The organism is Prochlorococcus sp. MIT2302, assembly GCF_059772385.1.
Genome location: NZ_CM186285.1, coordinates 389,216 through 405,549, shown reverse-complemented (window position 1 = coordinate 405,549; position 16,334 = coordinate 389,216). Strand labels below are relative to the sequence as shown.

General features: G+C 29.5%; 24 protein-coding genes. 13 read left to right on the top strand and 11 right to left on the bottom strand.

Translation table 11 applies throughout. The features are described from left to right. Nucleotides 1-294: 294 nt before the first annotated feature. Together AC6EI2_RS02195 and AC6EI2_RS02190 are read right to left on the bottom strand one after the other, a co-directional pair. The gene (locus AC6EI2_RS02195) at nucleotides 295-495 is read right to left on the bottom strand and encodes a hypothetical protein (RefSeq protein ID WP_498462794.1); all 201 of its coding nucleotides are present in this window, start codon (nucleotides 493-495) and stop codon (nucleotides 295-297) included. 38 nt (nucleotides 496-533) lie between these two features. Next, nucleotides 534-788: a hypothetical protein gene (locus AC6EI2_RS02190; protein ID WP_498462793.1), complete on the bottom strand. Its 255-nt coding sequence runs from the start codon at nucleotides 786-788 to the stop codon at nucleotides 534-536. 706 nt (nucleotides 789-1,494) lie between these two features. Here AC6EI2_RS02190 and AC6EI2_RS02185 point away from each other — a divergent pair. The 4 genes from AC6EI2_RS02185 to AC6EI2_RS02170 all read left to right on the top strand — a co-directional run bounded on the left by AC6EI2_RS02185 (nucleotide 1,495) and on the right by AC6EI2_RS02170 (nucleotide 4,587). After that, on the top strand, nucleotides 1,495-2,097 hold the full coding sequence (locus tag AC6EI2_RS02185; RefSeq protein WP_498462792.1) for an NAD-dependent DNA ligase: 603 nt from the start codon (nucleotides 1,495-1,497) through the stop codon (nucleotides 2,095-2,097). A gap of 140 nt (nucleotides 2,098-2,237) precedes the next feature. Continuing rightward, on the top strand, nucleotides 2,238-2,414 hold the full coding sequence (locus tag AC6EI2_RS02180) for a hypothetical protein (protein ID WP_498462791.1): 177 nt from the start codon (nucleotides 2,238-2,240) through the stop codon (nucleotides 2,412-2,414). Nucleotides 2,415-3,474: 1,060 nt separating this feature from the next. Beyond that, nucleotides 3,475-3,831 (top strand): AbrB family transcriptional regulator, encoded by a 357-nt coding sequence (locus tag AC6EI2_RS02175; protein WP_011293945.1) that lies wholly within the window; start codon nucleotides 3,475-3,477, stop codon nucleotides 3,829-3,831. Between the two features lie 540 nt (nucleotides 3,832-4,371). Continuing rightward, nucleotides 4,372-4,587, top strand: coding sequence for a hypothetical protein (locus AC6EI2_RS02170; protein ID WP_498462790.1), 216 nt, complete (start codon nucleotides 4,372-4,374; stop codon nucleotides 4,585-4,587). A gap of 517 nt (nucleotides 4,588-5,104) precedes the next feature. On the opposite strand, the gene AC6EI2_RS02165 is transcribed toward AC6EI2_RS02170, so the two are convergent. Together AC6EI2_RS02165 and AC6EI2_RS02160 are read right to left on the bottom strand one after the other, a co-directional pair. Next, nucleotides 5,105-5,506, bottom strand: coding sequence for a DCC1-like thiol-disulfide oxidoreductase family protein (locus tag AC6EI2_RS02165; protein ID WP_498462789.1), 402 nt, complete (start codon nucleotides 5,504-5,506; stop codon nucleotides 5,105-5,107). Nucleotides 5,507-5,794: 288 nt separating this feature from the next. Continuing rightward, nucleotides 5,795-5,962, bottom strand: a complete 168-nt coding sequence (locus AC6EI2_RS02160) for a hypothetical protein (RefSeq protein WP_498462788.1) — start codon at nucleotides 5,960-5,962, stop codon at nucleotides 5,795-5,797. Between the two features lie 230 nt (nucleotides 5,963-6,192). On the opposite strand from AC6EI2_RS02160, the gene AC6EI2_RS02155 reads away from it, so the two are divergent. The 3 genes from AC6EI2_RS02155 to AC6EI2_RS02145 all read left to right on the top strand — a co-directional run bounded on the left by AC6EI2_RS02155 (nucleotide 6,193) and on the right by AC6EI2_RS02145 (nucleotide 8,440). Beyond that, the gene (locus tag AC6EI2_RS02155; RefSeq protein ID WP_498462787.1) at nucleotides 6,193-6,426 is read left to right on the top strand and encodes a hypothetical protein; all 234 of its coding nucleotides are present in this window, start codon (nucleotides 6,193-6,195) and stop codon (nucleotides 6,424-6,426) included. A gap of 141 nt (nucleotides 6,427-6,567) precedes the next feature. Further along, nucleotides 6,568-7,860, top strand: a complete 1,293-nt coding sequence (locus tag AC6EI2_RS02150) for a DUF2130 domain-containing protein (protein WP_498462786.1) — start codon at nucleotides 6,568-6,570, stop codon at nucleotides 7,858-7,860. 37 nt (nucleotides 7,861-7,897) lie between these two features. Then, nucleotides 7,898-8,440 carry a GIY-YIG nuclease family protein gene (locus AC6EI2_RS02145; protein WP_498462785.1) on the top strand — a complete coding sequence of 181 codons (543 nt, stop codon included), beginning with the start codon at nucleotides 7,898-7,900 and terminating at the stop codon, nucleotides 8,438-8,440. Nucleotides 8,441-8,492: 52 nt separating this feature from the next. Here the strand turns inward: AC6EI2_RS02145 and AC6EI2_RS02140 are convergent, their stop codons facing one another. The 5 genes from AC6EI2_RS02140 to AC6EI2_RS02120 all read right to left on the bottom strand — a co-directional run bounded on the left by AC6EI2_RS02140 (nucleotide 8,493) and on the right by AC6EI2_RS02120 (nucleotide 11,014). Further along, on the bottom strand, nucleotides 8,493-8,852 hold the full coding sequence (locus AC6EI2_RS02140) for a DUF7326 family protein (protein WP_498462784.1): 360 nt from the start codon (nucleotides 8,850-8,852) through the stop codon (nucleotides 8,493-8,495). A gap of 259 nt (nucleotides 8,853-9,111) precedes the next feature. Then, nucleotides 9,112-9,417, bottom strand: a complete 306-nt coding sequence (locus AC6EI2_RS02135) for a DUF8620 family protein (protein ID WP_498462783.1) — start codon at nucleotides 9,415-9,417, stop codon at nucleotides 9,112-9,114. After that, nucleotides 9,414-9,542 carry a hypothetical protein gene (locus AC6EI2_RS02130; protein WP_498462782.1) on the bottom strand — a complete coding sequence of 43 codons (129 nt, stop codon included), beginning with the start codon at nucleotides 9,540-9,542 and terminating at the stop codon, nucleotides 9,414-9,416. The genes AC6EI2_RS02135 and AC6EI2_RS02130 overlap by 4 nt, the downstream gene beginning before the upstream one ends. Nucleotides 9,543-9,616: 74 nt before the next feature. Then, complete coding sequence (locus tag AC6EI2_RS02125; RefSeq protein WP_498462781.1) at nucleotides 9,617-9,868, bottom strand: hypothetical protein; 252 nt, start codon at nucleotides 9,866-9,868, stop codon at nucleotides 9,617-9,619. Nucleotides 9,869-9,967: 99 nt separating this feature from the next. Then, nucleotides 9,968-11,014: a potassium channel family protein gene (locus AC6EI2_RS02120; protein ID WP_498463450.1), complete on the bottom strand. Its 1,047-nt coding sequence runs from the start codon at nucleotides 11,012-11,014 to the stop codon at nucleotides 9,968-9,970. A gap of 151 nt (nucleotides 11,015-11,165) precedes the next feature. Between AC6EI2_RS02120 and AC6EI2_RS02115 the strand changes: the two genes are divergently transcribed. Then, on the top strand, nucleotides 11,166-11,387 hold the full coding sequence (locus AC6EI2_RS02115) for a hypothetical protein (protein ID WP_498462780.1): 222 nt from the start codon (nucleotides 11,166-11,168) through the stop codon (nucleotides 11,385-11,387). 131 nt (nucleotides 11,388-11,518) lie between these two features. On the opposite strand, the gene AC6EI2_RS02110 is transcribed toward AC6EI2_RS02115, so the two are convergent. Further along, nucleotides 11,519-11,686 (bottom strand): translation initiation factor IF-2 N-terminal domain-containing protein, encoded by a 168-nt coding sequence (locus AC6EI2_RS02110; protein WP_498462779.1) that lies wholly within the window; start codon nucleotides 11,684-11,686, stop codon nucleotides 11,519-11,521. 96 nt (nucleotides 11,687-11,782) lie between these two features. On the opposite strand from AC6EI2_RS02110, the gene AC6EI2_RS02105 reads away from it, so the two are divergent. The 3 genes from AC6EI2_RS02105 to AC6EI2_RS02095 all read left to right on the top strand — a co-directional run bounded on the left by AC6EI2_RS02105 (nucleotide 11,783) and on the right by AC6EI2_RS02095 (nucleotide 13,265). Then, nucleotides 11,783-11,968, top strand: coding sequence for a hypothetical protein (locus AC6EI2_RS02105; RefSeq protein ID WP_498462778.1), 186 nt, complete (start codon nucleotides 11,783-11,785; stop codon nucleotides 11,966-11,968). Between the two features lie 433 nt (nucleotides 11,969-12,401). Further along, nucleotides 12,402-12,617, top strand: coding sequence for a Nif11-like leader peptide family natural product precursor (locus AC6EI2_RS02100; RefSeq protein WP_498462777.1), 216 nt, complete (start codon nucleotides 12,402-12,404; stop codon nucleotides 12,615-12,617). A gap of 315 nt (nucleotides 12,618-12,932) precedes the next feature. Continuing rightward, on the top strand, nucleotides 12,933-13,265 hold the full coding sequence (locus tag AC6EI2_RS02095) for a hypothetical protein (RefSeq protein ID WP_498462776.1): 333 nt from the start codon (nucleotides 12,933-12,935) through the stop codon (nucleotides 13,263-13,265). 257 nt (nucleotides 13,266-13,522) lie between these two features. Here AC6EI2_RS02095 and AC6EI2_RS02090 read toward each other — a convergent pair whose 3' ends face one another. Continuing rightward, complete coding sequence (locus tag AC6EI2_RS02090; RefSeq protein ID WP_498462775.1) at nucleotides 13,523-14,266, bottom strand: MBL fold metallo-hydrolase; 744 nt, start codon at nucleotides 14,264-14,266, stop codon at nucleotides 13,523-13,525. 304 nt (nucleotides 14,267-14,570) lie between these two features. Between AC6EI2_RS02090 and AC6EI2_RS02085 the strand changes: the two genes are divergently transcribed. After that, nucleotides 14,571-15,293 (top strand): SDR family NAD(P)-dependent oxidoreductase, encoded by a 723-nt coding sequence (locus AC6EI2_RS02085; protein WP_498462774.1) that lies wholly within the window; start codon nucleotides 14,571-14,573, stop codon nucleotides 15,291-15,293. Between the two features lie 105 nt (nucleotides 15,294-15,398). After that, entirely contained in the window at nucleotides 15,399-16,091 is a 693-nt protein-coding gene (locus AC6EI2_RS02080) for a Type 1 glutamine amidotransferase-like domain-containing protein (protein WP_498462773.1), read from the top strand. The last annotated feature ends 243 nt before the right edge of the window (nucleotides 16,092-16,334 follow it).

Sequence of the window (16,334 nt, the reverse complement as noted above, 5' to 3'; positions counted from 1 at the left end):
TGATTGGGCTTAGAAAACACTTGTTTGACAATGCAAAATTCATTGGTTCATTGTCAACTTTGTAAGGCTGTTTTATCTGAATCTTTTTATAGAAGAAAAGGTTTAATCCTTTGTAAGCAATGTTTTAAAAAACTAAAACAAGGCAATTAAACTTTATTTTTTTTGAACCTTTATCATGGGAAATCCATTGCTTTAATTAATTAATAAAAGACCTGAAGCTAGAATTCATTAAACACATACTTAAATTAACGAAATGTTGATTAGATCATGTTTATGTGAATGTGATTTATTAAATCAAACGTCAGCTAAAATAATTTGTTTCTGATCAAGCTCTATTGTGAGAAGGTGAACTGCATTCTCTAGTTCTTCTTCTGACTGAAAACCTAACACTTCAGCTGGTTCAAGTCCAAGAGAGCTAAAATCTGGTTCAATTCCGAAAGGTTCTATATTTTCTAAGTTTCCAACAATGTCTTCAAGTTCTTCTAATTCAGTCATAATATTTTTTTAGATAATGAGTGGTCTTCTCAATAAATTTATGAGACTTCAAGTTTGAAACCTTTATCTAAAAGTTGTTGATATGTGAGCCTCGCTTGGAACGCGAGAATTTCAATAGGTTCCTTATCGTCTCTTTGCATAATGAAATAGTGATTGTCATCACCTTTTCTAGCAAAAATTACTATTTCAGATCCTCTTACTAATCTCCAATTTTCTAGAGCCTTATGTTCAGATAATGGTCCTAAATCCCAAGGAGCCTTTTCTGGATACTTCTCTCTTTTTACCCTTGGCATTTACTAAAAAGTTTTAATTTCTTTAAGACTACACTTATGATCTGCAACGTCAAGAATTATTTATTAATCAGGAAACGGCAGTCAATGAATATCCCTCGTCAAATAACCTTTGGTATGTAAACCTGGCTTCATATTCATTGATAGCCTTTCTGATACCATCATTCTTCTGGATGTAGATATATTTATCGTTTATACGACTCCTCGTAAACGTATAAACTATGTCTGATTTAGATAGTATCCATTCGATTGATTTGAAGTTGCTTTCCTCGATATTTAAATCCCAGGGGATATCTTCAGGGTATTTTTCCAATATTGTCATATCCATAGAATATTCTCTATAAAATTATGTGATAAAAGCTTTGGCAACATGAGAATAAATACTGACTTTGCTTCAAATATCCTTCTCTTATATTTTTAATATATTTGTGAAAACATATTTTAATATCTTAATGTCACAAACCGGTTTTAATACTCAAGTAATTCAATCTGTAATAGCCCATGTATAAAGTCCATCTATAGCTTATTTTTTTATATTTAATAATTCATGTCTATCTAAGAATATATAAAAGCTAGATATTTTTGAATTTTTTTTTTTTTTTTTTTTTATTGTCCATAATTTAATGTTGTAAAACTAGTACATTTTTGATTCCTTAAGAAAACAGGTTAAAGAAGAGACTTGATATGACATTCTCCTATTGATATAGGTATGAGGTTACTTGGACTGGATAAAAATTGTTTCTCAAGCTGGTGGGCAAAATTACCAGAGGGTTCAACTATGGTGGTCCAACCTAAAATTGTTGGTTTCGCAATAGGTCTTAGATACAAATACGGTCAATTAGTTGATGCTTTTTCTCGAGATGATAGTGAAATTATTGAGAATATCAAAACTATCAATGCTATTCCATTGAATATTGATGACTCTCTAAAGGTTGAAGTTGAGCTGGAGGGAGTTTTATACTCTCATTTTTGTAATTCTAAATTTTCATTTGAGAAGCTGTTATCGACATCAACTTTTGAAAATGCTAGTAACTCCTCATTGTCTTTTTTGGCATTTCAAATCTTTCGATCTAACAGGGATGAATTGTCAGATTTAACACAACTTCAAAATTGGGGTTTTGAAGTACCCATAACCTTAAGAACGCATGATCCAAGGCAAGTCAAAACCTGGCATTCTCAATGGTTAAGAAATGAATTGTTTTCTAATTTTCCTACTAATGGAATAGTCGCTAAATGCAATTCTTCTTTAACCAAAAATATTTTAGGAGATAGCAAATACTCGCCTAATTGGGCTTTGGCCTTAACACGCTAATTCTTTGATTGATTTATCTGAGAATTTAATTGAGGATGTCATTGATTTTGATTTATGGGTTATATTCATTTGTTCTTATCAAGATTGCTAGATAAGCTGAATGAAAATATCCTTGTTTTTTACACCCTGCAATACCAATTATGACCTTTACCGACAAGCAACTGCTTGATGCAATAAAGGGAAATATCGATGTGAAAAATTGTTTTAATAAGATTTCTGACGCATGTAAGGAATTACGAATGAAGACTGGCTGCCCAGATAGTGACATTGATCGTTTTCTTGAGTTTGCAATTGGTAAGTGGGACAATTCAGATTGAAACTTCTAAATTTATAAGTTTTGGCATTATTTGACGTGTTCTATATTTTTATTATTCATCTATTATTCTTTGCAGCATAAGATGATTCACGTATTTTCTTTGTAAATGTGACTTGATGTCTTTTTACCTTTAACTGCTTCAATAGATCTTATTGATTACTTTTCTTGAATTTTCTAAGGAAAGATTTTATCCAGATAATATTTCTAGGACTTTTACCTTTTTGTTTTACTACAATTGCTATTCAGTTAATTCCTCTATCCAGACAGGCTTCAAGCTGGAATAGGTGTATCAAGAAAACATCTGCGACATTGGTTCAGATAAAAGCTGTACAGAAGATGAATGATGAAACATGGATGTTTTATCAGTGATGATATGTAATGGTGCTGTTTTTGAACCATAAATTAAGACAAAATCAAATAAAGCGTTGGAATTATTCCTGACACATTTAATTTTCATAGAGGTTAAAAATATCAGCTTCTAAATGTCTTATTTTGAATAAACGGATAGAATAATTGTTCTCATGGAAAGCTAGATATAATAATTTCTTGTCATACTAGGAATTTAATAGAGTTCCAATTAATCACGCAAATGCTGAAAGGATGAATACAGATACGATACAAATCGCAAGGATTTTAGAGAGATTCATTTTTTGTTGTAATAAGTAATTATATTCTGATTCATCTCTTAGCAAATATTCAAATATAAAGCTTTATATAGCAAACGAACTAATTTTTGGGAAATTTTTATTTGCTCGTACCTGTCTTTAAGAAATTTTAGATTTTTCGTTATTTATAAAATAATCTTGCTATTGCTAGTGATTCAGCGTTTTCTAATAGATAAATGATCCTTCGAATCATTTATTTTTCAGCTTTCCAAACTGGTCGTTTCCTATAAATCAATCCTATTAAGCATGAACAATTTTCAATATAACCTTGGATTCCTGAGTTTAATCTAGATACTTCTCTTCCCATAACTTTTAGCTTTAATGTCTAGGACTAATGTAAATATTGTAAGTTTGTTAATTATAAGTTAGTATTATAAGTACAAACATTTATTTATCATGCTCACTGGTAAGGATTTATTAGCCAAGGTCAAAGACTTGGGAGATGTCTCAAAATCTGATCTTGTTAAAGCTTGTGGATATGTTTCCACTAAGAAAGGAGGCGGAGAGCGTCTTAACTACACAGCCTTTTATGAAGCACTTTTAGAAGCTAAAGGTGTAAACCTAGCAGCTGAAAGTGCTGGTGGTATTGGTAAAGGTGGAAGAAAGCTTAGTTATGTGGCTACTGTCCAAGGAAATGGAAACCTATTGATAGGAAAGGCCTATACAGCTCTTTTAGATCTCAAACCAGGTGATAATTTTGAGATTAAGATGGGACGAAAAGGGTTCCGTTTGGTTCCAGAAGGAGAAGGTTAATTCCTGAATAACTGAATTAATTCATTTAGATTTAGCCGAGATGCATATCTGCAACTCGGCTTTTTTAATTGATAAATTATCTTTGATAGATTTGTCTTATTATTAGTCTATATTTAATTTACCTACTAAGATCTTTAGTCTCTTATTCACACCGTTTTCTGTTTTTCATCAACTGAATTATTTGTTTTTTCATGACCGGTTTTTTTTTTTTTGATCAAATTCGAATTTTTTCCTGAAAAAACTATCATCTATACCTAATCTATTTTTCGAATTTTAAGTTTTTCTTGATTTTCCGCCATTCTTTTTTTAAGTATATTAGATTTGCCTTTTGTCGATTTTCTACTTGGTAAAATCTATGTTTTTAATTCTTGATCATCCTTTGTATTTTAGATAGATGCTTGTCAAGCATTCTTTTTTCTAGTCATTACGCTTTTATTTGATAAGGTGTATACTCTTTTTTTCTCTTGTCTGTAATTATTTATATTCACATCTTGATATCTTAGTTCGTTATCCTTAATAGGTTGTACCAAAAATAGATTCTTGTTTGATCCGCTCTATGAAGAAATTGTTACTAATACAGCAGAATTAACGGTTTATATGGTTAAGCACGTTTTTTTTGAGCTTGTTCTACCTTTGTCTATTTTTGTTGGTGTAATGCTTACTCTTTTTGTGGATTGGAGTTGGATACCTATTTCAAGTATTGATCGTCAAAGGGGTCCTAGTCTTGAGCAATTTAAAAAAGATATCCTTGAATAAGATTTTTTTTTTTTTTTTTTTGAAACCTTACTTGTTCATTAGCCATCAGCGCAATTATGTAAATAACTAAAAGTCATTTGATATTTTTAGCTTTTGCTTGGATTCCGAAATATATTGTCAAACCAATTAAAAGAACAACTAGTAATGAATTGCTATTCCCAAGGATTTCTATAAGCATATCAACCTTAGATGTATGAAGTCTTATCTTTACATATTTAAACTCATCGTTGGTATAGGGTATATTCTCTGATCAAATGATGTTACAAACAAGAATATAAAGATGATATTCTTGTAAAAAAAATATTCTCAGGCTTTAACAAAATGTCATGAACAATTCATTAGTGAATTAAATATAGTTAATGCAGGTGATGAAAATTTGCGCCTTAAACCCATATTAATTAATCTAGGTCTTGAATTTATTCTACAGAAATTAAATAGCTTGTTTGATTTTTCGTAAATATAAAATTTAAATTTTTATATCCAATTAAAAACTTTATCCCTGGTCGTATGAAAATATTCAATAAAATTGCATATTTTCACTTACTGGTTTCCAAACCTTCCCTTTTACTGTCAGTGATAATCTTCTACCCCATACAAGAAAAGGGAATAAAAAATTTGTCCTCTTGTTTGATGTGAAAATAACTCGAAGTATTTCTAGAAGAGAATCGCTTGGTTCTTTAATTTGAGAACAAACCCAATTTATCGCTTCAGCACCATGCATGATATTTTCATTATTTATAAGAATTGCACCATTATTTAAATCGTAGCCTTGATTATAGAGTTGAGATAGGAGCGGGAGATTTTTTCTTCCATCTAATATTTCGACTTCTTGAAGATTGCTTTTTAATTCAAGTAATTGTGCAAAGTGATTGCAAAATGGACATTCACCATCATATATAAATAAGGTTTTTTCTGACATAACTATCAACTATTGGGTATATTGTACATACACTTAGTTTGAAAACGTGTCAAATTTATCAAAAAAAGGTAGTAAAGTTTAAAATTAACAAAAATCTGATCTTGTTATACTAATGCTTAGGCGCTAATAATATTATTATTTATATGGTAATATATTTAAAATATTTTAAACTAAAATCTAGTTTGTCAAAAAATTCTATGATTGGTTATTAGATCAATCATAAAATATATTAAGATATAATTTTAATTGATAAATTGTGTAGTTTATTATTGATACGACTCTATATTATCAGTTTTTGAAAACACTGCTTTTTACATTCTTTTCTTGGATCTGAGGTCTTAATAATGACATAGGAAGTGCTGTTACTATTGCAAAAGATAGAACAAGAATCAAATCTGTTGTGAAATGGCTTATACCTAAGTCAGAATGGGCAAGAGCAAAGTTTAGTAATGACATTTTTTTAATACAATACTTTTTCAGTTTATTTTAGTTTGTATGTTTATAAATATATTATGTAGTAAAAATTATTGCTCTAAAACCATAATTTATTTCATACAATTGCTAAGTATATATTCAGCCATGCGTTCTTATCCTCTGTATAAGGTTTTGCTCAAAACCTCACTTGTATAAAAAAGTCATTATTATCTAATTGTTATTTATAGGAACTATTCGTTCACAAGGAGAATATGTTGGAAATAGTTGGCTATGTGAGATATTCGAGTGCTTCAATAACGCTTGATTGGAATATCTTTCTAGGTGCACTTATATTCTTTATAATTTGTGGGATCTTGATATTTCAAAATCAGATCTGGGAGGAGGAAGATTACTCTAGAAACAAAAAATGGTACAAATGGAAAACTGCTGCTATTAAGTCAAATAAAGGTGATTTGTCTAGAATTTACCCAACATCAAAAAAATAAAATAAAGGCTTCGTAGACTTATCTGCTTTGCTCACTTGAATATTTATTTACTGTAGCCTTTTGGGATTAACATAATTATTGCTTGTCGACAATAAAACAGATAAAAAGGGTAAATATATTGTTTTTTTCTTTTATTTAAATATGAATGAAATCAAATGCCCTGAATGCGGTAGTAAGATTAGCATCGAGCAAGATAATTACTCAAATATCACTAAGCAGGTAAGAGATCAGCAGTTTGAAGAAGAACTGAGCAATAGACTTGAATTGCTTGAAAAGGATAAACAGAATTCAGTTGAGCTAGCTATTCAAAACATCCGATTCAAAATGCAAGAAGCAGCATTTGTAAATGAAAAAAAAGTGCAAGCTCTTGAGTCACAATTGACTGCTGCTGAGACTGACAAACATATAGCTGTCAGCAAGCTTAAGCATTCCTTCGAAAAAGATATAGACACACTTTCTTATTTATTGGAAAAAACGAAAGAAAAGAATGAATATGATAAAAAACTTGCAGTTTCTAATGCAATTACAAAATTAAAAGGTGCTTATGAGCAAATAAAAAATAATTTAGACAAAGTTGAACTACAAAAAGAATTATCAGAAAAATCAATAAAAATGAAATATGAGATTCAGCTAAAAGAACGTGATGATGTAATTCAGAGACTTCGAGATTTGAAAATCAAATTGTCTACGAAAATGGTTGGTGAGTCATTGGAACAACATTGCGAAAATGAGTTTAATAGATTACGTTCAACAGCCTTTCCTAATGCTTATTTCGAAAAAGATAATGATACTAGTTTCGGTAGTAAAGGCGATTATATTTTTCGCGATTTTGACAATGAAGGAAACGAAATAGTCTCTATTATGTTTGAAATGAAAAATGAATCTGATAACACTACTTACAAGAAGAAAAATGAGGACTTCCTTAAGGAGCTAAACAAAGATCGCATTGAAAAAAATTGTGAATATGCTGTATTAGTTTCATTATTAGAGTCTGATAATGACTTGTTTAATTCAGGAATTGTTGATTTTTCATATCGATTTCCCAAGATGTATGTTGTCAGACCTCAATGCTTTTTATCTATTATTTCATTATTGAGAAATGCTTCCCTTAAGGTACTTGAGTATAAGTCGGAATTAGCAGCTATTAAAGAACAAAATATTGATATTACAAATTTTGAAAATAGCCTTGAGCTCTTCAAGGATGCTTTTGGTAAAAACTATGCACTCGCTTCAAAACGTTTTGAATCAGCAATCATGGAGATTGATAAATCTATTAATCATTTGCAAAAAACCAAAGACGCATTGCTTGGTGCCGATAGAAATCTGAGGTTGGCTAACGATAAAGCACAAGAAGTTTCTGTTAAAAGATTGACTAGAAATAATCCTACAATGCGAGATAAATTTAACTCAATAAGAAATTCTGAGGCAGCATAAATTGCATGTATATTGTAAATTATAATATAAAAAGTTAATGAGTGGATGGCTATATTTAATTAGAAATAGAGATATCTACAAGATTGGAATAACTAAAAATTTTAAGAATAGGATGAGGCAACTGAAACCAGATAATGTAATTGCTAAATTGTACACAAGTGATTATATAAAATTAGAAAAAGAGTTACACTATCGCTATAAAGATTATAGGATTCCTCAAACTGAATATTTTCGTTTGGATAATTCTCATCTTAAGGAAATAAAAAAAAGAATTATAAAACTGGATTACAGTATGATTGTTAATTTAATGATTTTAATAAATTCATTGTTAATTTTATCAATCATTTTTTTTCTTAATTTCTTTTTTCTATCTTTAAATATTAATGATCCTAAACATGCAATCATAAGCACATTCTCATCGTGTGAAAAAATTTCATTTTACTTTTCATTTCTTTCATTATTCTTTCCTTCTGGTAAAAATTTTATATTTTTGAATGAATTAAAATACAGATCTGTAAGAAGTTTTTTATATTTAATTTTTGCAATCTTTTTTCGACTTACATATCTATATTTAACTTGAAATACTACTAAATCCCAATATTAGAATATACTCATGAAATTATTATGGATATTCAATCTTCCCACATGTCAATACTCGGTTTCTCCTCTTGCTGTTGTTTTAAAAGTCCAAGTCTTCTATTAAATTCGATCTCTTCTTGAGTTTTTAATTCTAGGTGTGGATTTTTACTGCATTTTTGTTTTACTTCCAGAATCTTTTTAGTTAAATCCTCTGAAAAATGATCTTTAATTTCTTCCCAAACTTCTTTCTCTTCTGCATTACCGACAGTCCCTTTTACTTGATCGATGATGATTTGCTTTACAAATTCCCTTAAATCGCTTTCAGTCATTGAATCAATCTTACTTGATATATAAATATCTTTAAGATTGTCTAATTCAGTTTTAGTTAGATCCTTATAAGTTAATTCTTCCATTTGTTGTTGTTATTAGTAGAAATATTTATATATCTATTTAGCGTCTAACACCTTATTACTTGGATTAAATAACTTAACATTCCTTTTTGCTTCACTCTGATTATTAGAAAGAAAAGTCTCTTCATGAAAATTTCCTAGAACATTAATCATGCTAACTTTTAATCTCATCGTATTTACATAGATATTTTTTATTTTATTCGAATTTATTTTAAATACAATTTATTATTCTAAAGTCTTGAAAGCCTAACTTTTATTTATTTTACTTATTATGTCTATCTATTAGATTATTAAAAATCGCTTCAATCAATATTGCTGTAAAGAAGAGACTTAATGAGGGAATAAAAACTGGGTACCATAATTTTTGAAATAAACTATATAAATATGAGTTACCATTAACACCTACCAAAAAACTTACAGCCAATAATATTGACCCTATTATTAATATATAAAGGTTGTAGATTAACATGTTATCTAAAGCTTTCTTCCATTTGCCTTCATTTTCTTTTTCCATTTTATTTTTGCATCTATTTTTTTGTGTTAAGTCAGCTTCTTCTTGTAAAATCAAGAGCCACCTCTGAAGGAGTATAAATCAATCCCATTTGACTTAAGGTAAATAGCACCACCAATGGCAGCTATGTTTAGACACAAAACAAACATCCAAACCTTCCATGGTTGCTGGTGAGTATCCATATTTCTAAATTATGTTTTTGTATATTAGCTTTTGGGGTCTATTCATAAATTTTATCCTTTGCTGAATAAGTTTTTCAACTCAAAGCATCAAGATCTCTCCTGTAGTGTCTTGAGCAAGAAAAATCTGTATTATTTGATTTCCAGTCTGTGTCTTCTAGCAAATCCGAATAATTATTATTGTTTGAAGGCATTTTTTTTTCTAATCTCCAACCAGCTTCGTTTAAGAAATCTACATAGTCTTTTGTGAATATGCTGCCATTAGCATTTAATGGAGCAATTCTCTGTCTTCTATCGTCAACATTGCTTTCCTTTGTTTGTAACTTCATCCATTAAGTTCGACTAGGAATGTTCTAATGTAAAAAGTCCGATGCTGTCATGAACTCTTTGTAGTGTTTACCCTCGTCTTTAAATAATATTGGCAGCGTTTATGATGTTTTTACTAAAACGTCATTAAAGCGAACTCTTACTCTGTCTAATTGCTCCTTACTTCCTAAAAATATCATAACCATACCTGCTGAGATCGCAAAATTGTCTATCGGGTTACCAGTTAATTTTCCAGAAACTTTAGTTGCCAGTAGCAGTGCCTCTCCTTGTTTTGAGAAATTAATAACTTTATTTTTTTCGCTTGTAAAATTGTTAATTATATCTATATCTTCTGTTACTTTGAATTCTTCTATTTCGCAATCTGAGCCTGCTAGTAAATCTATAAAATCAACAGCTATGGGTCTTAATGCAGAGGCGGCCATAGTCCTTCCTGCCGCAACATATGGACTAACTACTGCATTAGCCCCTGCAAGTTTTAATTTATTTGCGGCTTCTTCGTTCGCAGCCCTAGCGATTAATCTACAATTATCATTAAGTGCTTTTGCACTTAGTACAACATATAAATTAGCTGCATCACTTGGAAGAGTAACAACTAGACTTCGACAATTCTTTACTCCAGCAAGTAAAAGTGATTCGTCCATTGTGGCGTCTGCTAATAAGACGTTGAAACCGTTTTCTTCCGCTTGACTCTTTCTAGCAGGGTCAACTTCTAATATTAAAGTAGATATTTTCTCAGAGCCTAATTGATCAGCTATTTCTTTTCCTGTACGACCATACCCGCAAATGATTACATGATTTTGCATCCTCCTAATAAACCTCTTTAGTCTAAGCTCCTTTAATTTTATAAAATAGCCTAGCTCAGACAATTGTATAAACCTTTGCAGTGTTATTTGAATTACAAATAGACCTCCTCCAATTATTAAAAAAGTTATTATCCTGCCAGCAGAACTTAAAACTTCGACCTCACCAAAACCTATTGTTGTAACAGTTATCAGTACCATCCATAAACAATCTCCCCAATCCCATCCTTCTGTAATTCGATAACCCAATGCCCCAAATAAAAATAAGAAAGTGAGTAATGATATTGGGCCCGCCCATAACTTTAAATAGTTTTTTAATTTATTTGATTTAATAAGATTCAAATTAATCCATTTGTCTTAATTTGATTCTATAGTGATGAATGAATAAAATATTTATTCGTTTTTATTTCTATACGTATAATTTTACCTTAATAATAATCATCTGATACTATCATTAATCATAGTATGATTAAATTAGAGTAACTTGTAATTATCAAATATGGAAGATCTTACATCGGAAGACAAAAAAGAATTATGTAAGGAGGCTTTCCAGGATATATCAGCAATTTTAGCCAATTTGCGAGATCAAGGTTTTTCTGATATGGAAATTTTTGAATTTGGTAAGTCATTAATAGATCATTTTGATCCAATCAAGATGGAAAATTTAAAAAAAGATTCGGATTATCAAGATGCATTGTTCAGAGAAGCTAATGATTTGTAGATAACTTCTTAAATATTCATTATTAATAAATTATCTATTTATAATTAATTAATACCTCTTACATTTTTCACTATTGGGCGTTGTTTTTATATTTTGGGTATAATCATACTTAACAACAACTTATCAATAATTCACTCCTTATATTTTTGAATATGATCAATTATTTTTTTGCATTGCTCTATTGAAAGTGATGATAGAGGTGATGATGCAGGAATTTCTAGAAGAGCACATGATGCAATTATCTCAGAGGAATCAATACTTAGGGCCTCTGCGAGTTCCTTTACTCTCAACTTAGCCACATTAAAAATTAAATTTTTATGATTCTATAATGATTAATGTTTTTATTTCTAGTTTTTATTGCTAAGTCTAAGGTAATTAGATTTGTAATTGATTAAATGAACGATGATAATCAATTGAAATCAACACTCAATGATGTTGTTTCCTATGCTGTGCGGCGAATGGAGTCTGAATCTGATACTAATATCAAAAGATGTATATTTCAAGAATACAGGGAATGGCTAGGACCCTCAATTGATGATTGGGTTTTGGCTTTGCCTTGCGATTGGGGGCACTCTGGCTGAATTTTTATTAGTTTTCTTAAGGAATAGTCGGATGTATTATCTTTTATTTTATCTGGATTGATTAAACTTTATTTTGGCACAAGTATAACCTGATTCTCTAATGTCTGTATTTTTATCATATTTGTTTTGAATGAACAATCGCAATAATTTGTTGTTGCGACTTTTGATATTGTCTTAGTTTATGGATTACTTGAAGCGCATGAAATATATTATCTTTTTGGTCCTATGGATAAGAGTATACTGGCTTAATTTAAATGAAATTATAATTGTTAACACTAAGAAAAATTGATGATTTTATTATTATTTATCAACTATACAATAAGGTTTAATAATTTATGAACTTGGCAATTAATATTTTTGATGTATAATTTTTATATTTAATACTCTAGTTCTGTGTTAATATAAAGAAAATAAATGTATTCAGTTTTCTTAAATGTCATTAGATCAAATAAGAAAATTCTTGAAGGAAATGCAAAATGATGACTCGTTAAAAGAAGAAGTTCTCTCTTCCTCGACTGCAGATGATGTTGCCCTTATTGCATTAAAGAAGGGTTATGAATTTTCAGGAGATGAATTGCTAAGGTTTTCAGGAAAAAAAGTTGGAAGAATTACAGTTCAAAAGAATGATGTACCAGGAGAATATAATTAAAAATCTATTTTCTTCTTCTTAGCTCTCTGACTATTCCATCCCATTTTTTACCAGCTCTAATATAATAATTTCTCCTTTGCCTATTAATTAAATAATTAAAAATACCAATAGTTAATATAAGTATAATTAAGATTAATAGTATAATATACATTTTTACATAATTAAAGTACTTATTTATTATATAGAATTTTATATATTGTGTATTGCTTTCAACTAACTTTTCAATTGAATTAAGTGACGATACTCATTTTATCAATATTATGTTCCATTTTTGATCATTTTCATCTATTATGCAATCTAGTTCTAACTAAATTTATGGATATTACATTTATAGCAATAGCTATTTTTATAATTGTAGCAATAGCATTTCTTACGCTTTATTTGTTTAAAAGTATTAATAAAAAATCTTTTAAGGCCGAAGATGGTTCAGTTTTTGATACTGAAGCAGATTTAGATCTTTATCATAGGTTATATGACAAGACAAATTCTTTATTTAGACCTGATGATGAAAATGGTTCTACTCAGCAAATATTAGGCTTTGAGAAATTATTCATATCTAAACTAACAAAAGAAGGTTTTCCAGATTTAGTTACGCTTATTAAATATCGTAAGCAATTTAAATCATTATCAGATTTAATTAATACTTAGGCTGTTTTGTTTTTGTAAGGTGTGAGTATACTAGTATTAAAAAGGTTTTTCATTAGTCACGATGAGTAAAGCTGAGTATACTGAAGAACAGTTATCTGAAATGAGAGAGGACGCTTTTGTAAACATCAAGGAAGCCTGCATGAGACTTCAAGAAAGAACAAAGTGTAGTAACGAAGTTGTTATAAAAATGTTAAACCAAGTTTCACAATTTTATATTATGCAGGAAGATTAAATTACGAAATTCAAAGCTAATATCTTTATGAATATTCTCTAATTTCATATTTTTTTAATGGTTCAGGATTAATAAAGTTAGTACTAGTATCTTTAAATAAACTTATATCTTCAACTGATCCTTCGACTTTAATAATATTGTTTATTATTCCCGTAAAAGTAATATCTCCACCTGTTGTGCTTGCTAAAATTAATTTTGGGTTAAATAGCTTTAATAATTCGGGTAATACAGTTTTACCTTTTATAAATTTACCTGCAATTGGCAATGAAAAATCTATTACCGGTGTTATGACTAAATCTATATTTCTTGGTTTTATTTTCTTATCAAGAAAGCCATGTGGTTCAATGTAAATTGAATCTCCGCCTGAATCAATAATATAGCCATTCTCAATATTTGGTACTGATGCCCCTGAAGTTGCTTGTATATTTATTCTTCTATCTTTAAAGCTTTCTCCCGGTTTTAGAGAATTTACTTTAGTGAAGCCAATTTGTCGAACAACATTGCTTGCAGCTTCTGATGCAATTACTGAAGTAGCTTTATCTATTTTATGAAGTGTTGGAGGGTGGGCATGATCCGGTTGGCCTTGTGTTAGTAATAAATAATCAATGTCTTTGGGGATATCAATTTGTTTTGTTAATTCACCTTTAATTAGCCAGTCTCCAGGGGGGAATGTCAAATTTCCATTCAACCAAGGATCTATCAAAATTCTTGTTTGATCCAATTCTATAAGCCACCCATTCGCACCATAATAAGTTGCTGTTATCGCCATGTGTTTTTACTATTAATATAACAATTTTTAGTGAATATAGTGGCTTCTAATGTATTTATCTAGTTTATAATCTTAAAATAAGACAATTAAAATTATTATTATTAGAAAAAATAAAATGATTAAAGCTGTAAAATTTTTAATATATTGTTGAAATTCATACAACCAATCATTTTCCATTTTGTCTCTACATTTATTTTATTGTATACTTTTATCCATCATATATGATTTAATCTAGATATTTTGAAAATTTTTAATCCCAATTGAAGTAATACCTCTCTATCATTGATCAAAATTTCTTTATAAGATGACGATTCGAGAATGGGAAGGTGTCGCACTAATAATTGGAGCTGGGGATATAGGTAAATGTATTTTTGATTATTTGTCGACTGAAGCTCCAATGCTTGATGTTTTTATATGTGGCCGAAATCTCAATAATAATAAAAATGCTATTTATTTAGATTTGGAGAATGACAATTCATTTAATTCTTTTGAAAACCAGCTTGAGCTTATTAATAAGCCGCTTCGACTTGTTATAAATACAAGTGGCTTTCTTCATTCAAGCCTTGTAAAACCTGAAAAAAGACTATCTCATATAAATCGTTCTAATATTAGTAAGAATTTTTCTATTAATGCAATTGCTCCTATCTTAATTGCAAAAAGTATTGAAAAATTTATAAGAACAGACTGTCCCTTCTCTTTTGCAAGTCTAAGCGCCAGAGTTGGTAGTATTGGAGATAATAGGCTAGGTGGTTGGTATTCATACAGAGCATCTAAGGCTGCTCAAAATCAATTACTGAAAACACTGAGTATTGAATGGCGTCGAAAATATCCACTTGCAATTGTATCTTTATTGCATCCAGGTACTTGTGACACTAAATTATCAAAACCATTTCAGACTGCAGTACCCAAGGGTAAGCTTTTTACTCCCTCTCAATCTTGTGAGTATTTGATTAATGTTATCGCTGATCAAGAACCATCAGATTCAGGTAAGTTTCTTGCATGGGACGGTAGTATTATTTCCTGGTAGTAATGATTGTTTTATAATTCATATTCAAATTAAAAAACATTTCATTAGTTTATGTCATAAATATTTTATATAGTCGTATTATGTTAAAAGTTATACTACGGCTCTTTGAAAAAAAATATTATCGCAATTGGTGGTGGAGGTTTTGGGAGAAGTAATTCACCTTACTTAATCGAAAAATATATTCTTAATCTTTCAGAAAAAAATTACCCAAAAATCTGTTTTATACCAACTGCAACTGGAGATGATGATTCTTATATTGTTCGCTTCTATTCGATTTTTACACGCTTAAACTGTATACCATCTCATATTGAATTTTTCAAAAGAACTATTGATATCCATAACCATATCTTGAATATGGATGTCGTTTTTGTTGGTGGTGGTAATACAAAGAGCATGCTTGCCGTGTGGAATGATTGGGGTATGAGTTCATTACTTAATGATGCATATAATGAAGGGGTGATAATGAGCGGTGTAAGTGCTGGCGCCATTTGTTGGTTTACTAGTGGAATTACAGATTCTTGGGATAATGAATTAAAGACTTTGCCTTGTTTAGATTTTATTAAAGGCACATGTTGTCCTCATTACGATGAAGAACCTGAACGCATTCCATATGTACAAAAACTATTAATTGAAAAAAAAATAAGAAATTGTATTGCTATAGAAGGTGGTTCTGCTATCCATTTTATTGATGGAAAGCCTTTTAAAAATATAAGTTTTAAAAAAGATAAAAATACATATAATGTATTTCTTAAAAATAAAGATATAGTTGAGTCTCCTTTCGAGAAAATTCAATTGTAAATAATTTTGTAATCATTTACATATGTTTTTTACTTTAAGAGATCGTCTATGATTAAAAAAATCGTTCTATTTATTATTATCTAAAATGTTTTTATTCTTATTATCATTCTCGGAAATGGGCCTTTCTTTACCACTCATAATTGTATTAATAATATTTGGTGGTTTTTTTCTTATTAGCTTTTTCATTACAAGTCCTAATATGGATACCAAAGGTTTATTAAGAGTTCTATATTCAAAACCTAT

What these genes read in the sequence shown, in the direction of transcription:
- AC6EI2_RS02195 (WP_498462794.1), bottom strand. Translation starts at nt 495, where the DNA reads ATGACTGAATTAGAAGAACTTGAAGACATTGTTGGAAACTTAGAAAAT.
- AC6EI2_RS02190 (WP_498462793.1), bottom strand. Translation starts at nt 788, where the DNA reads ATGCCAAGGGTAAAAAGAGAGAAGTATCCAGAAAAGGCTCCTTGGGAT.
- AC6EI2_RS02185 (WP_498462792.1), top strand. Translation starts at nt 1,495, where the DNA reads ATGAGGTTACTTGGACTGGATAAAAATTGTTTCTCAAGCTGGTGGGCA.
- AC6EI2_RS02180 (WP_498462791.1), top strand. Translation starts at nt 2,238, where the DNA reads ATGACCTTTACCGACAAGCAACTGCTTGATGCAATAAAGGGAAATATC.
- AC6EI2_RS02175 (WP_011293945.1), top strand. Translation starts at nt 3,475, where the DNA reads ATGCTCACTGGTAAGGATTTATTAGCCAAGGTCAAAGACTTGGGAGAT.
- AC6EI2_RS02165 (WP_498462789.1), bottom strand. Translation starts at nt 5,506, where the DNA reads ATGTCAGAAAAAACCTTATTTATATATGATGGTGAATGTCCATTTTGC.
- AC6EI2_RS02160 (WP_498462788.1), bottom strand. Translation starts at nt 5,962, where the DNA reads ATGTCATTACTAAACTTTGCTCTTGCCCATTCTGACTTAGGTATAAGC.
- AC6EI2_RS02155 (WP_498462787.1), top strand. Translation starts at nt 6,193, where the DNA reads ATGTTGGAAATAGTTGGCTATGTGAGATATTCGAGTGCTTCAATAACG.
- AC6EI2_RS02150 (WP_498462786.1), top strand. Translation starts at nt 6,568, where the DNA reads ATGAATGAAATCAAATGCCCTGAATGCGGTAGTAAGATTAGCATCGAG.
- AC6EI2_RS02145 (WP_498462785.1), top strand. Translation starts at nt 7,898, where the DNA reads ATGAGTGGATGGCTATATTTAATTAGAAATAGAGATATCTACAAGATT.
- AC6EI2_RS02140 (WP_498462784.1), bottom strand. Translation starts at nt 8,852, where the DNA reads ATGGAAGAATTAACTTATAAGGATCTAACTAAAACTGAATTAGACAAT.
- AC6EI2_RS02130 (WP_498462782.1), bottom strand. Translation starts at nt 9,542, where the DNA reads ATGGATACTCACCAGCAACCATGGAAGGTTTGGATGTTTGTTTTGTGT.
- AC6EI2_RS02125 (WP_498462781.1), bottom strand. Translation starts at nt 9,868, where the DNA reads ATGAAGTTACAAACAAAGGAAAGCAATGTTGACGATAGAAGACAGAGA.
- AC6EI2_RS02115 (WP_498462780.1), top strand. Translation starts at nt 11,166, where the DNA reads ATGGAAGATCTTACATCGGAAGACAAAAAAGAATTATGTAAGGAGGCT.
- AC6EI2_RS02105 (WP_498462778.1), top strand. Translation starts at nt 11,783, where the DNA reads ATGAACGATGATAATCAATTGAAATCAACACTCAATGATGTTGTTTCC.
- AC6EI2_RS02100 (WP_498462777.1), top strand. Translation starts at nt 12,402, where the DNA reads ATGTCATTAGATCAAATAAGAAAATTCTTGAAGGAAATGCAAAATGAT.
- AC6EI2_RS02095 (WP_498462776.1), top strand. Translation starts at nt 12,933, where the DNA reads ATGGATATTACATTTATAGCAATAGCTATTTTTATAATTGTAGCAATA.
- AC6EI2_RS02090 (WP_498462775.1), bottom strand. Translation starts at nt 14,266, where the DNA reads ATGGCGATAACAGCAACTTATTATGGTGCGAATGGGTGGCTTATAGAA.
- AC6EI2_RS02085 (WP_498462774.1), top strand. Translation starts at nt 14,571, where the DNA reads ATGACGATTCGAGAATGGGAAGGTGTCGCACTAATAATTGGAGCTGGG.